Annotated in this window: 13 protein-coding genes; 5 read left to right on the top strand and 8 right to left on the bottom strand. The window is 72.6% G+C overall.

All coding sequences use genetic code 11. The annotated features are described in order from the left end of the window. Positions 1-290 precede the first annotated feature (290 nt). The 5 genes from ABD292_RS04200 to pyrG form a co-directional block, all read right to left on the bottom strand. Entirely contained in the window at positions 291-1,112 is an 822-nt protein-coding gene (locus ABD292_RS04200) for a segregation and condensation protein A (RefSeq protein WP_344205351.1), read from the bottom strand. Next, positions 1,109-2,044, bottom strand: coding sequence for a ParA family protein (locus ABD292_RS04195; RefSeq protein WP_371250375.1), 936 nt, complete (start codon positions 2,042-2,044; stop codon positions 1,109-1,111). Before ABD292_RS04195 ends, ABD292_RS04200 begins: the two co-directional genes overlap by 4 nt. Positions 2,045-2,167: 123 nt before the next feature. After that, positions 2,168-3,073, bottom strand: coding sequence for a site-specific tyrosine recombinase XerD (xerD, locus tag ABD292_RS04190; protein ID WP_344205349.1), 906 nt, complete (start codon positions 3,071-3,073; stop codon positions 2,168-2,170). 21 nt (positions 3,074-3,094) lie between these two features. Then, positions 3,095-3,703, bottom strand: a complete 609-nt coding sequence (locus ABD292_RS04185; protein ID WP_344206428.1) for an NUDIX domain-containing protein — start codon at positions 3,701-3,703, stop codon at positions 3,095-3,097. An 8-nt stretch (positions 3,704-3,711) separates the two neighbouring features. Further along, entirely contained in the window at positions 3,712-5,376 is a 1,665-nt protein-coding gene (gene pyrG, locus ABD292_RS04180; protein ID WP_344205347.1) for a CTP synthase, read from the bottom strand. A 110-nt stretch (positions 5,377-5,486) separates the two neighbouring features. Between pyrG and ABD292_RS04175 the strand changes: the two genes are divergently transcribed. From ABD292_RS04175 to ABD292_RS04165, 3 genes are all read left to right on the top strand, one after another. Next, complete coding sequence (locus tag ABD292_RS04175; protein ID WP_344205346.1) at positions 5,487-6,131, top strand: DapH/DapD/GlmU-related protein; 645 nt, start codon at positions 5,487-5,489, stop codon at positions 6,129-6,131. A gap of 62 nt (positions 6,132-6,193) precedes the next feature. Next, positions 6,194-7,315, top strand: coding sequence for an NAD(P)H-dependent flavin oxidoreductase (locus ABD292_RS04170; protein WP_344205344.1), 1,122 nt, complete (start codon positions 6,194-6,196; stop codon positions 7,313-7,315). 26 nt (positions 7,316-7,341) lie between these two features. Next, positions 7,342-8,085 (top strand): GntR family transcriptional regulator, encoded by a 744-nt coding sequence (locus ABD292_RS04165; RefSeq protein ID WP_344205343.1) that lies wholly within the window; start codon positions 7,342-7,344, stop codon positions 8,083-8,085. Here the strand turns inward: ABD292_RS04165 and ABD292_RS04160 are convergent. Continuing rightward, the gene (locus ABD292_RS04160) at positions 8,078-10,441 is read right to left on the bottom strand and encodes a GcvT family protein (RefSeq protein ID WP_344205342.1); all 2,364 of its coding nucleotides are present in this window, start codon (positions 10,439-10,441) and stop codon (positions 8,078-8,080) included. The genes ABD292_RS04165 and ABD292_RS04160 overlap by 8 nt on opposite strands. 69 nt (positions 10,442-10,510) lie before the next feature. Here ABD292_RS04160 and ABD292_RS04155 point away from each other — a divergent pair, with 69 nt between their 5' ends. Both ABD292_RS04155 and ABD292_RS04150 read left to right on the top strand, forming a co-directional pair. Further along, on the top strand, positions 10,511-11,443 hold the full coding sequence (locus ABD292_RS04155; protein ID WP_344205341.1) for a phosphotransferase: 933 nt from the start codon (positions 10,511-10,513) through the stop codon (positions 11,441-11,443). Between the two features lie 19 nt (positions 11,444-11,462). Beyond that, positions 11,463-12,068: a DUF4126 domain-containing protein gene (locus tag ABD292_RS04150; protein WP_344205340.1), complete on the top strand. Its 606-nt coding sequence runs from the start codon at positions 11,463-11,465 to the stop codon at positions 12,066-12,068. A gap of 147 nt (positions 12,069-12,215) precedes the next feature. Here ABD292_RS04150 and ABD292_RS04145 read toward each other — a convergent pair whose 3' ends face one another. Together ABD292_RS04145 and ABD292_RS04140 are read right to left on the bottom strand one after the other, a co-directional pair. Further along, positions 12,216-13,028, bottom strand: coding sequence for an alpha/beta fold hydrolase (locus ABD292_RS04145; RefSeq protein ID WP_344205339.1), 813 nt, complete (start codon positions 13,026-13,028; stop codon positions 12,216-12,218). Positions 13,029-13,031: 3 nt separating this feature from the next. Continuing rightward, entirely contained in the window at positions 13,032-13,892 is an 861-nt protein-coding gene (locus ABD292_RS04140; RefSeq protein ID WP_344205338.1) for a glucose 1-dehydrogenase, read from the bottom strand. Positions 13,893-13,900: the final 8 nt, after the last annotated feature.

Here is a 13,900-nt window from a genome sequence, read left to right as displayed (position 1 = left end):
CGGGCTCGGACACCTCCGCCGGCCGCGGAGCCTCGGCGGCCTCGGACACCTCCGACGGTCGAGGCGCATCGACGGGCTCGGACTCTTCCGCCGCCTCAGAGAAGTCCGCAGGCTCGGCCGCCGGCTCAGGGACGTCCGCAGGCTCCTGCGCCGGCTCTGAGGCGGCCGCAGCCCCTGACACCTCAGCGGGCGGAGGTGCGTCGGCAGGGGGATCCGCCGGATGGGCCAGGGAGCCTGGGAGGGTCATCCAGGCGGGGAGCGGATGGCGGGGGTCGGAGGGGTTGGGGTTGTCAGTCATTGCGTGGCTTCTCCGCGGATTCCTCGTAGTCGTCCCCCACCGCCACATCCCCCTCGTCGGCCCCGGTCCAGGTGACGTGCAGGTCGCCCAGCGGCTCGACCTGCTCGAAGGTCACCGCCGCCTCCCTGAACAGCTCCAGCACGGCCAGGAACCGCGCGATGACCTCGAAGGTCCCCGCGCAGTCGGCGACGAGCGCCCGGAAGGTGGCCCGGCGCAGCCGCCGCAGGTGCGAGACGAGGATCGCGGCCTGCTCCTTGACGCTGGCCAGCGGCTCGTAGATGTGCCCGATCCCGACGGTGGGCGGCGCCTTGGGGGTGAAGGCCCGCGCCGCGATCCTGGCCAGCTGCTCGGGCCCGACGCCCAGCACCAGCTCGGGCAGCAGGTTCGCGAACTGGGGCTCCATCTGCACGGTACGCGGGAAGCGCAGCGCCTCCTCCGCCATGAGCCCGGAGAAGACCTTCGCGACCTCTTTGTACGCCTTGTACTGCAGCAACCGCGCGAACAGCAGGTCCCTGGCCTCCAGCAGCGCCAGGTCCTCCTCGTCCTCGACCTCGCCCGAGGGCAGCAGCCGGGCCGCCTTGAGGTCGAGCAGCGTGGCCGCGACCAGCAGGAAGTGGCTGGTCTGGTCGAGGTCCCACTCGGGGCCCCGCGAGCGGATGTAGGCGATGAACTCGTCGGTGACCTTGGAGAGCGAGACCTCGGTGATGTCCAGCTTGTGCTTGGCGATGAGGCCGAGGAGCAGATCGAAGGGCCCTTCGAAGACGTCCAGGTGGACCTGGAAGCCCTGGGGGTCGGTCTGCTCGGCGGTGGTCACCTCGCCATTGTGGCAGGTGCCGGCCAGCGCGAGAGCACTTCGCGGGCCAGCTCGCGATAGGCGTTGGCGCCCAGCGAGGAGGGGTCGAACGTGGTGATCGGCTCACCGGCCACGGTCGCGTCGGGGAAGCGCACGGTGCGGTTGATGACCGTGTGGAACACCTTGTCGCCGAACGCCTCGACCACGCGGGCCAGCACCTCGCGGCCGTGCAGGGTGCGGGCGTCGTACATGGTGGCGAGCAGGCCCTCGATCTCGAGGTCCTCGTTGAGGCGCTCCTGGACCTTGGAGATGGTGTCCATGAGCAGCGCGACGCCGCGCAGGGCGAAGAACTCGCACTCCAGCGGCACCATGACGCCGTGGGCGCAGGTCAGCGCGTTGATGGTGAGCAGGCCGAGCGACGGCTGGCAGTCGATGAGGCAGACGTCGTAGTGCGGCAGCAGCGGCTTGATGACGCGGCCGAGCACCTGCTCGCGAGCCACCTCGGTGACCAGCTGGACCTCGGCGGCGGACAGGTCGATGTTGCTGGGCAGCAGGTCGAGGCCCTCGACGCCGGTCTGCAGCAGCACCTCCTCGGCGGTGACGCCGCGCTCCATGAGGAGGTTGTAGACGGTCAGGTCGAGCTGGAGCGGGTTGATGCCCAGGCCGACGGAGAGCGCGCCCTGGGGGTCGAAGTCGACCAGCAGGACCTTGAGGCCGTACTCGACGAGGGCGGCGCCCAGGTTGATGGTGGTCGTGGTCTTGCCGACCCCGCCCTTCTGATTGACCATCGCGACGACGCGCGCGGGGCCGTGCACGGCGGGCGGCACCGGCTCGGGGAACACCGGCCGTGGCCGCTGCGTGGGCCCCAGGTTGACGCCGTTGGAAGGCGCGTTGGTCTTCGTGTCGCCCCAGGGGTTGTCGGGGGTCCCCGGGGTCGAACCCTTGGTCGTCACAGTCACCAGCTCGAACCTCCCTGACGGTCCCGAACCGGACCGTCCGGACGGACACTATGGCGTCACCACTTAACGCGGCAAGGCGGCACGCCGTCGCCGCGGCACGTCGCAAAAGACTATAGATCACTGCCGGGCGCGTGGGTGCGCCGCCGCGTAGACCTCGCGGAGCTTGTCGACGGTGACCAGGGTGTAGACCTGCGTGGTCGTGACCGAGGCGTGGCCGAGCAGTTCCTGGACCACCCTGACGTCGGCGCCGCCGTCGAGGAGATGGGTGGCGAACGAATGCCGCAGGACGTGGGGGCTTATCCCGTCGAGCCCGGCTCGTTCGGCGGCGGCCTGGAGCACTTCCCAGGCGCCCTGCCTGGTCAGCCGCCCGCCGCGGGCGTTGAGGAAGACGCCGGGCGTGCCGCGGCCGTGCGCCAGCAGGCCGGGCCGGGCGCGGACGAGGTAGGCGTCGAGCGCGGCGCGGGCGTAGCGGCCCAGGGGGACGACGCGGGTGCGCCCGCCCTTGCCGCGCAGGCGCACCTGGTCGTCCTCCAGGTCGTCGACGGCCAGGCCGACGGCCTCGGAGATGCGCGCGCCGGTGCCGTACAGGACCTCCAGCAGGGCGCGGTTGCGCAGGGTCAGGGGCGCGCCGTCGGGGCCCGAGGCGGCGATGAGCCGTTCGACCTCGTCCACCGTGATGGCCTTGGGCAGCCGGCGGAGCTGGCGCGGCGGGCGCACCTGGTGGGCGGGGTCGTGGGCGGTGACGCCTTCGCGCAGGGCGAAGCGGTGCAGGCCGCGTACGGCCGAGACCGCGCGCGCGGCCGAGCTGGCGACGAGCGCGGGGTGCTCGCCGTCGCCCTCGCGCAGCGCGGCGAGGAAGGCCTGTACGTCGGCCTCCCCCACCTCGCCGAGCTCGGCACGGCCGCGCGCCTGCAGATGCTCCATGTAACGGCGCAGGTCACGGCGGTAGGACGCGAGCGTGTTGGCGGCCAGCCCCCGCTCCACCGCCAGATGGGCGAGGTAGCTGGAGAGCACTGCCTCCACGAGCCGGTCCTTCCCGATACGTCACGCCTCCGGGGCGTCGGCCGGGCGCAACGTCGCGAAACCCTCGACCGAAGCCGCATATGCGGCGAGGATACCGGCCACGGCCGGGGAATTGTGGATCATACCCATGAGCGCCTTCTCGACCGCGTCGGGCAGCGGGACCCATTCGACCGGCATGTCGATCTCCTCGTGCCGGTGCACGAAGCCGTTCTCCTCGTCGGGGATCTTGGTGAGGTCGCGGGCGAGGAAGACCCGGATGCGCTCGTCGCTCATGCCGGGCGAGGTGCGCAGGTCGACGAGGGTGTGCCAGGTGGCCGCCCGGTAGCCGGCCTCCTCGGCCAGCTCACGGGCCGCCCCGTCGACCAGCGATTCGCCCGCCACGTCGCGGATCCCGGCCGGCAGCTCCCACATGAGCTGCCGGGCCGGATGGCGGTACTGCCTGATCATGAGGACGCGGTCGAGGTCGTCGAGGGCGAGCACCGCGACGGAGCCGGGATGCACCACGTAGTCGCGGTCGGCGACCTCGTCGCGGGGCATCCTGACGGTGTCGGTGACCACCCGGATGACGTAACCGGAGAAATGTTCCTTGCTCTCGACGACGTCCCACGACTCGGGCGTGTCGCTGATCATGGCTGAGCTCACTGGGCGACCCTAGCGCCCACCCGGCCCTCGGCGTAGTCGAGCGCCGCGCCGATGAGGCCCTTGAACATCGGGTTGGCGCGGGTCGGGCGGGAGCGGAACTCGGGGTGCGCCTGCGTGCCGACGAAGAACGGGTGCGTCTCCACCGGCAGCTCGGTGTACTCGACCAGCCTGCCGTCGGGCGACAGGCCGGAGAAGACCAGGCCCACCTTCTCCAGCTGCTCGCGGTAGGCGTTGTTGACCTCGTACCTGTGGCGGTGGCGCTCGTCGGCCTTGGCCTTGCCGCCGTAGAGCTTGCGGGCGAGCGAGCCCTCGGCGAGCTTGGCGGTGTAGCTGCCGAGGCGCATGGTGCCTCCCATGTCGCGCTCGCCGGCGACGACGTCCTCCTGGTCGGCCATGGTGGAGATGACCGGGTGCTTGGTGTCGGGGTCGAACTCGGTGGAGTTGGCCTCGGTGATGCCGGCCATGTTGCGGGCGGCCTCGATGACCATGCCCTGCATGCCGAGGCAGATGCCGAGCAGCGGGATCTTCTGCTCCCTGGCGTGCCGGATGGCGCCGATCTTGCCCTCGATGCCGCGCACGCCGAACCCGCCGGGGATCAGCACGCCGTCCACGCCGTCGAGCTCGCGCTCGGCGCCCTCGGGCGTCTCGCAGTCGTCGCTCTTGACCCAGCGGATGTTGACCCGCGCGTCGTTGGCGAAGCCGCCCGCGCGCAGCGCCTCGGTGACCGACAGGTAGGCGTCGGGCAGGTCGATGTACTTGCCGACCAGCGCGATGGTGACCTCCTTGGCCGGGCGGTGCACCCGGCGCAGCAGCTCCTCCCACTCCTTCCAGTCGACGTCGCGGAAGGGCAGGCCGAGCCGGCGTACGACGTAGGCGTCGAGGCCCTCGGAGTGGAGCACCTTCGGGATGTCGTAGATGGAGGCGGCGTCCACGGCGGAGACCACGGCGTCCTCGTCGACGTCGCACATGAGGCTGATCTTGCGCTTGATCGCCGTCTGCACGGACCGGTCGGAGCGCAGGACGATGGCGTCGGGCTGGATGCCGATGCTGCGCAGCGCGGCCACGCTGTGCTGGGTGGGCTTGGTCTTGAGCTCGCCGGACGGCCCGATGTAGGGCAGCAGCGAGACGTGCAGGCAGAAGACGTTGTCGCGGCCCACCTCGTGCCGGATCTGCCGGACGGCCTCCAGGAACGGCAGCGACTCGATGTCGCCGACGGTGCCGCCGACCTCGGTGATGACCACGTCGACCTCGGGACCGGCCATGCCCCTGATGCGGTCCTTGATCTCGTTGGTGATGTGCGGGATGACCTGGACGGTGTCGCCGAGGTATTCGCCCCGCCGCTCCTTGGCGATGACGTTGGAGTAGACCTGGCCGGTGGTGACGTTGGCCGAGCCGTGCAGGTCGGTGTCGAGGAAACGCTCGTAGTGGCCGACGTCGAGGTCGGTCTCCGCGCCGTCGTCGGTGACGAACACCTCGCCGTGCTGGAACGGGTTCATCGTCCCGGGGTCCACGTTGAGGTAAGGGTCGAGCTTCTGCATGGTGACCCGGAGACCGCGTGCCTTGAGCAGGCGACCGAGGCTGGAGGCCGTGAGCCCCTTGCCGAGACTGGAGGCGACACCGCCGGTGACGAACAGATGCTTGGTTTGCGATGCGCTGCGCAAAGGGGCTCCCGTGGCTCGATGTGTGGTCGAAGTGTCCACGGGCTCTCAGGATATCAAACAACGCCCCTCACATGCCCGAACGGTATGACCTAGCGGTAACTTTGGTGGCTATGTCACTAGTTCGGCGGATCGTGAACGCGGCGATCCATCGCGCCTACGCGGCGATCCGCCGTGCCGGCGCGATCACTCCGGCCACTCCGGGCGGCCATGAATTCCGCCGGATCGGCGACGGGGTCAGCATCGCGTTCCCTCCCGGGGCGATCTTCGGCGAGGCGTACATCGAGATCGGCGACCACACGCTGATCGGCGAGCGCGTGTCGATCTCCTGCGGCATGAACCCCGGACTTGACCTCGGCCCCTCCTCCATCCTGCGGATCGGCCGCGGCTGCTCGATCGGCCGGGGCAGCCACATCGTGGCCCACCAGTCGATCGACATCGGCGACGACGTCTTCACCGGCCCGTACGTCTACATCACCGACCAGAACCACGTCTACGACGACCCCGACATCCCGATCGGCCGCCAGTGGCCGCGCAACAGCCCCGTCTCGATCGGCTCGGGCTCGTGGCTGGGCGCCGGGGCGATCATCCTGCCGGGCACGACGCTCGGCCGGCAGTGCGTGGTGGCGGGCGGCGCGGTGGTGCGCGGCACCTTCCCGGACCACAGCGTGGTGGCGGGGGTGCCGGCGCGGCGGGTCCGCGGCTACACGCCGGAGCTGGGCTGGCACGACCCCGTACGGCCGGACCCGGCCTCCTGACCCGGGGCGCCGTTGCCCACCGGGGATGGACCGAACTTCCTTCGGTCGGTTAGCGTCGGTTCATGAGGACCCCTGTGTGCGAACGTCTCGGCGTCGAGTTCCCGTTGTTCGCCTTCAGCCACTGCAGGGACGTCGTGGCCGCGGTCACGAACGCGGGCGGGTTCGGGGTGCTGGGCGCGGTCGCGTACTCGCCCGACCAGCTCGACACCGAGCTGACCTGGATCGACGAGCAGGTGGGCGGCAGGCCGTACGGCGTGGACGTGCTCGTGCCCGGCAAGGTGGACGCCGCCGCGCTGGAGGGCGGCCACCTGATGGACTTCGTGCCCGAGCGGCACCGCGACTTCGTCACCCATCTGATGGCGAAGTACCAGGTGGGCGGGTCGGCGCAGCCGATGGCGGCGACGGCGGACTCGTTCGGCCGGCGGGTGACGGCGGCGGGCGCGTCGAGCCTGGTGGACGTGGCGCTCAAGCACCCGATCGGGCTGATCGCGAGCGCCCTGGGCCCGCCCCCGCCGGAGATGGTGGCCAAGGCGCGGGAGGCCGGGGTGCCGGTCGCGGCGCTGGTCGGCACCGTGGAGCACGCGCGCAGGCAGGTGGCCGCGGGCGCGGACCTCATCGTGGCGCAGGGCACCGAGGCGGGCGGCCACACCGGCGAGATCTCCACGATGGTGCTGGTGCCGCAGGTCGTGGACGCGGTCGCGCCGGTGCCGGTGCTGGCCGCCGGCGGCATCGCGAGCGGGCGGCAGATGGCGGCGGCCATGGCGCTCGGCGCGCAGGGCGTGTGGTGCGGCTCGGTCTGGCTGACCACGGAGGAGGCCGAGACGGCTCCGGCGGTCAAGCGGAAGATGCTGGCCGCCTCGTCGCTCGACACGGTCCGCTCGCGTTCGCGCACCGGCAAGCCGGCCCGCCAGCTCAGGTCCGCCTGGACGCAGGAGTGGGACGCCGCCCAGGAGAGCCCCGGGCCGCTCGGCATGCCGCTGCAGATGCTCATCGCCGAAGGGGCGATGGCCCGCATCACCACGGCGGCGGAGCGGGGCGAGCCGGGCGCGCTGGAGCTGGCCAACTACTTCGTCGGGCAGGTCGTGGGCCAGCTCGACCAGATCAAGCCCGCCCGGCAGGTGGTCTACGAGATGGTCAGCGAGTTCGCCGAGGCGGTCGAGCGCCTGGCCCGGCTCTCGGAGTGAGCGCCCCGCCGGAGTAACCTGCGCCTGTGGTCGGCACTCCGCCTGAGCTGGAACGCGGCACCGGCGTCCCCGCGCACGTGCAGATCGAGCGGTGGCTGCTGGAGTCGATCGATCGGGGCGAGCTGGCGCCCGGCGACCGGCTGCCCGGCGAGCGGGAGCTGGCCGGGCGGCTCGGCGTGAGCCGGATGACGCTGCGCCAGGCCCTCGCCACGCTGGAGCGCGACGGACTGCTGGTACGGGTCCCGGGACGGGCGGGCGGGGCGTTCGTGTCCGAGCCGCGCGTCGAGTGCGACCTGACCGGGCTCGCCGGGTTCACCGAGCAGATGCGCCGGGCCCACCTGCGGGCCGAGGCGCGCGTCCTGGCCGCCGCGACCGTGCCCGCGCCGGTGGCGGCGGCCAGGGCGCTGGGGGTCGCGGCGGGCTCGCCGGTGCACGAGGTGGCCCGGGTGCGCTCGGCGGGCCGCTCGCCGGTGGCGCTGGAGCGCTCGTTCTTCCCGCCGCTGCCCGGCTTCCTCGGCGCGGACCTGACGGGCTCGCTGTACGCGCTGCTCGGCGCCCGCTACGACCTGGAGCCACGGACGGCGGTCGAGCACCTGGACCCCGTGATCGCCGGCGCCGGGGAGGCCGCCGAGCTGGGCATCGCGCCGGGCGCGCCGCTCATGCTCATCGAGCGGACGGCGTACGCGGCCGGCGGCACCCCCGTGGAGTACGCCCGCGACCTGTTCCGGCCGGACCGGGTGCGGATCTCGGTGCGCAGCGGAGTCAGCTGAGCGGCGTCTTGACGACCGTGCCCGCCACGCGGGCGCCCTCGATCTCGACCTCCACCTCGGTGCCGATGCCCGCCTCCACGGGCAGGTACGCGTAGGCGATGGAGGCGCGGGCGGTGTAGCCGTAGCCGCCGGAGGTCACCCGGGACACCACCCGGCCGGCCAGGCTGACGGGCTCGTTGCCGAGCGCCACGGCGCGCGGGTCGGCGAGGACGAGGCAGCGCAGCCGCCGTTCCGGGCCGGGGTCGAGCGCGTCGCGGCCGACGAAGTCCTTGTCCGGCTTGACGCAGAAGCCGAGGCCGGCCTCGTACGGCGTGGTCTCCGGGCCGATGTCCGCGCCACAGACGCGGTAGCCCTTCTCCAGCCGGAGGCTGTCGATGGCGCGGTAGCCCCCCGCCACCAGGCCGTGCGGCTGCCCGGCGCGCCACAGGGTCTCCCAGAGCGCGCGGCCGTACTCGCTGGAGCAGTAGAGCTCCCAGCCGGGCTCGCCGACGAACGTCACGGCCAGCGCCAGCACCGGCACGTCGCCGACGGTGGTCTCGCGGGCGGTCATGAACGGCAGGTCCATCGGGCCGGGGGTGAGCCCGGCGACGACGTCGGCGGCGCGCGGGCCCCACAGGGCGAAGCAGGCGTACTGGCCGGTCACGTCGGCGATCCTGGCCTTGGCGCCGGTGAGCGCGGCCTGCCGGCGCAGCCAGCCGAGGTCGTGCGTGCCGAACGCGGTGCCGGTGACGACGAGGAACTCCTCCTCGCCCCGCCGGGTGACGGTGAAGTCGCACTCGATGCCGCCGCGCCGGTTGAGCGCCTGGGTGTAGACGACCGTGCCGATCTCGCGGGCCACCCGGTTGGCGCAGACCCGCTCCAGCAGCTCGGCCGCGTCGGGGCCGGTGACCTCGATCTTGGCGAACGAGCTCTCGTCGAACAGTCCGGCCGCCGTGCGCGTCGCGCGGTGCTCGGCGCCGATCGCGGGCGACCAGCCGCGCCCGGCCCAGCCGTACGGCCGCTCCCCCACGTCGCCGGTGTCGTTGGCCGCGTAGTAGTGGACCCGCTCCCAGCCCGCCTTCTCGCCGAAGACGGCGCCGTGGGCGGCGTGCCAGGCGTAGGCGGGCGAGGTGCGCAGCGGCCGGCCCGCGCCGCGCTCCTCGCCGGGGTAGCGGATGTCGTAGTAGGTCTCGTAGTTCTCCACGGCCCGCTTCAGCGTGTACGACGGTGAGCGGTAGTGGCGGCCGAAGCGGCGCACGTCCATGTGCCAGAGGTCCATCGGCGGCTCGCCCCCGATGATCCACTCGGCCATCACCTTGCCGATGCCGCCCGCGCCCGCGATGCCGTGGGCGCAGAACCCGGCGGCCACGTAGAACCCCGCGACCTCGCTCTCGCCGAGACAGAACTCGTTGTCGGGGGTGAACGCCTCCGGACCGTTGACGAGCTTGCGGATGCCGACGTCGCCCATCGCGGGCACGCGGAGCCGGGAGTTGGCGGAGATCTCCTCGAAGCGCGGCCAGTCCTCGGGCAGGAGGCGGCCGTTGAAGTCGGCGGGCACGGCGTCATAGGAGTCGGGGGCGGCGGTCCAGGGCGCGCAGGTGCGCTCGTAGCCGCCCATGACCAGGCCCCGCACCTCCTGCCGGTAGTAGACGAGCAGGTCGGGGTCGCGCAGGGTGGGCAGGCGGGGGTGGTCGTGGCAGGCGTCGGTGACGACGTACTGGTGCGACATCGGGATGATCGGGACGCGCACCCCGGCCATGCGGCCGATCTCGGCGGCGAACATGCCGCCGCAGTTGACCACGATCTCGCAGTCGATGTCCCCGTGGTCGGTGACGACGCCGGTGACCCGGCCGCGAGCCGTCCTGACGCCGAGGACGCGGACGCCGGTCCTGATCCGCGCGCCGCCCTCGCGGGCCCCGGCGGCGAGGGCGTAGCAGAGCTGGGAGGGGTCGATCTGGCCGTCGGTCGGCAGGTACGCCGCCCCGACCACGCCCTCGGGGTCCATGAGCGGGAACAGCTCCACGGCCTCGGCCACCGAGATCTCCTCCAGCGGCAGCCCCGACGCGCGCGCCCAGCCGATCTGGCGGCGGATCTCCTCCATGCGCTCGGGCGTGGAGGCGAGCTTGATGCCGCCGCACTCGGTCCAGCCGGCGTCGAGGGTGCGGTAGAGCTCGACGGAGTACTGGTTCATGCGGGTGAGCGTGGGATCGGCGCGGAGCTGGCCGACCAGGCCCGCGGAGTGGAAGGTGGAGCCGCTGGTCAGCTCGTCCCGCTCCAGCACGACGACGTCGCGCTCGCCGAGCCGGGTCAGGTGGTAGGCCACGGACGCGCCGCCGACGCCCCCGCCGATGATCACGATGCGGGCCGAGTCGCTCATGATCCGGAGGCTAACCGCCGGGGTGTGAAAGGTCTAGACCGTTCGGCGGCGGGCGGCCTAGCATCGACCATGGCCGTGCCCGAGGCGCCCGTCCCGTCCGAGCTGCTCGACCTGCTGGAGCGCGTCCCCCTGCCGGGCGGCGGGCCGCGCTCGGTCGAGGAGCTGCCCGGCGGGCTCACCAACCGCAACTACAAGGTCGTCACGCCCGCCGGCGCGTACGTGGTGCGGGTGCAGGCCAGCGACGGCGCGCTGCTGGCCATCGACAGGGACGCCGAGCACGCCAGCTCGCTCGCGGCGGCGGCCGCGGGGGTGGGGGCGCCGGTGCACGCGTACCTGCCGGAGCTGGGGGTGCTGGTGGTGGAGTACCTTCCGGCGCGCGCCTTCACCGAGGCGGACCTGCGGGATCCGGCGAACCTGCCGCGGGTGGCGGAAGCGTGCCGGCGGCTGCACGCGGGGCCGCGGTTCCCTCGGGACTTCGACATGTTCGAGGTGCAGCGGCGGTATTTGGGGATCGTGCGGGAGCGGGGCTTCCGGTTGCCGGCGAGATATCTGGATTTCATGCCCGACGCGGCAAACATCCGGAAATGTCTGGAGGTGCGGGCCGAGGGCACCGTTCCCTGCAACAACGACCTGCTGCCGGGCAACATCCTCGACGACGGCGAGCGCCTGTGGCTGATCGACTACGAGTACGCCGGCAACAACGACCCCTGCTTCGAGCTCGGCAACGTCTGGAGCGAGTCCGACCTGCCGCCGGGCCACCTGGAGGAGCTGGTCACCGCGTACTACGGCCGGCGGCTGCGCCACAAGATCGCCCGCGCCCGGCTGCTCGGCCTCATGTCGAAGTACGGCTGGACGCTCTGGGCCGCCATCCAGGACGGCGCGAACGACACCATCGACTTCGACTTCTGGTCCTGGGGGATGGAGAAGTACGAGCGGGCCGTGGCCGAGTTCACCGGCGGCGGGCTCACGGATCTCATGGACGAGGCCGCGCGTACCGACTGAAGCCGGGCAGACTGGAGCAATGCTCGCCGCACTGACCGGCCTGGGCCTGTCCACGGCCGCCGGCCTCAACGCCTACATCCCGCTCCTGGTCGTTGGCGTGCTGTCGAACTTCACCGACACCGTGAAACTCCCCGACGGCTACGCCTGGCTGTCGAACTGGGGCGTGCTCGCGATCATCGCGGTGCTGCTGGCCGCCGAGGTGGTCCTCGACAAGGTGCCCGCCGTCGACAGCGTCAACGACGCCATCCAGACCGTGGTGCGCCCGGCCTCGGGAGGCGTGGTCTTCTCCGCCACCAGCGCCGCCGCCGAGCTGGAGAACTCCTCCTGGATGACCGAGAACCCCTGGGTGGGCTGGCTGCTCGGCATCGGCGTCGCGCTGGCCGTGCACGCCATGAAGGCGGCCGCCCGCCCCCTCGTCAACGTGGGCACGGCAGGGGCCGGCGCCCCCGTCGTGAGCACCGTCGAGGACGCGGGGTCGCTCGGCATGAGCCTGATCGCGATCTTCCTCCCGTTGCTGGTGATCGTCGCGCTGGTGCTGCTCGCCGTGCTGAGCTGGTGGCTCCTGCGGCGCGTACGGCGGTTCCGTGCCCGCAGGCGGGCCGCCCGGAGTCAGCCTCCAGGATGATCCGCGATCACCCTGCGGGCTGATCCGCCGGTTCCCGCGCGCCCCCTACAGTCCTTCCCGGTAGCGAACGCGACGTGTGGGCGTCACGTGGCCCCCGACCCTGCCGCGCCCACGCGGTGAGGGGTCCCGGTGCTCCGCCGGGGCCCCTCACGCTGCCACTCGACGCAGCCACCCCGTCACCAGGTGGACGAACTCCGCGGGCCGCTCCTCGTGCAGCCGGTGGCTGGAGCCCTCCCAGCACACGACCTTGGACGCCGGGTCCTTCAGCAGCCCCGCCTCCCAGGACGCCCGCCCTGAATCGGACCAGATCGACAGCACCGGGCAGGTCCGCCGCGCCAGGTACTCCTCGCTCGCGGGCCGCGCCCCGATGGCGTCCGGCGCGGTGAACATCGCCTCCATCGCCTCGGCCAGCACGTGCGGGGCCATGCCGTGCAGGCGGCGCTTGTGCCAGCGGCGGACGACGGCGGGGGTGGCGGCGTTCGTGCACCACTCGTCGATGGCCTCGGCGGCCTCGTGCGGGCGCGGCCCGCGCAGGCCCGCGACCATCCGGGGGAAGCCGCGGACGATGTCGTCGGACATGCCGTAGCCGGGATCGACGGCGACGAGCGCGCGGACCCGGTCCGGATGCTCGACGGCGAGGACGGAGACCACCTGGGCGCCCATCGAGTGGCCGACCGCGACCACCTGCCGGACGCCGAGGTCGTCGAGGAGCGCCTTGAGGTCGGCGGCCATCGCGCGGGGCGTGTTGCCGGTCTCCGGGACCGACGAGTAGCCGTGCCCGCGCAGGTCGGGGGCGATCACGCGGTGGCCGGCGGCGGTCAGGGCGTCGATGTGCCAGGACCACTGGTGGGAGTCGGTGCCCCAGCCGTGCACGAGCAGCAGCGGCGGGCGTTCGGCGTCGCCGGTGCCGTCGTCGGTGTAGAAGAGCCGGACGTCGCCGGCCACGTCGGCATAGGCCATCGGTCAGCCCACCCCGCCCGCGCCGGGGCTCGTCCCTGGGCTCGTCCCCGGCGCTGGGCCTGCGGCGGGGCTCGCCCCGGGGGCCGGGCTGGGGACCGGGCTGGGGGCCGCGCCGGGGGGCGGGCCCAGGAGGGCGGCCTCGCCCGCCGTCCAGCCGCCGTCCACGGCCAGCTCCGCGCCGGTCACGTACGACGCCGCGTCCGACAGCAGGAACGCGATCGCCTCGGCCACCTCCTCGGGCTCGCCCCACCGCCCGGCCGGGGCCAGAGGGAAGGTCCCCTCTCCGGAGACGGCGCCGAACGGCCGGGTCATCGGGGTGACGATCATCCCGGGATGCACCGAGTTGACGCGGATCCGATCCCGCGCGAACTCCAGCGCCGCGATCTTCGTCAGCCCGCGCACGCCCCACTTGGAGGCGCCGTACCCGCCCGTTCCCGGCAGCGCGAAGAGCCCGGCGACGGACGACAGGTTCACGATCGCGCCGCCGCCCGACGCCCGCATGGCCCCGGCGACGGCCTTGAGCCCGAGGAAGACCCCGACCAGGTTGATCCGCAGCACCCGTTCGAACTCCGGCAAGGACTGCTGCTCGATGGTCACGGCGGTCGCGATGCCCGCGTTGTTGACCAGGCCGTCCAGCCGCCCGAACTCCTCGACCGTGCGCGCGACCACCGCCGCCCACCGCTCCTCGTCGGTCACGTCGTGCGGCAGGAACCGCCCGCCGATCTCCTTGGCGGTGGCGGTCCCCTCCTCCTCCAGCACGTCGGTGAGCACGACGTGCGCCCCGCCCGCGGCGCAGCGCCGCGCGGTGGCCGCGCCCATGCCGCGCGCTCCCCCGGTGATGATCACAACCTTGCCGTCCAGCATGCCCGCCG

The organism is Nonomuraea bangladeshensis (assembly GCF_039529455.1).
GTDB classification, from domain to species: domain Bacteria; phylum Actinomycetota; class Actinomycetes; order Streptosporangiales; family Streptosporangiaceae; genus Nonomuraea; species Nonomuraea bangladeshensis.
Note: the sequence above shows the minus strand (reverse complement) of the source record. Positions and strands in the feature narration are given on the sequence as shown.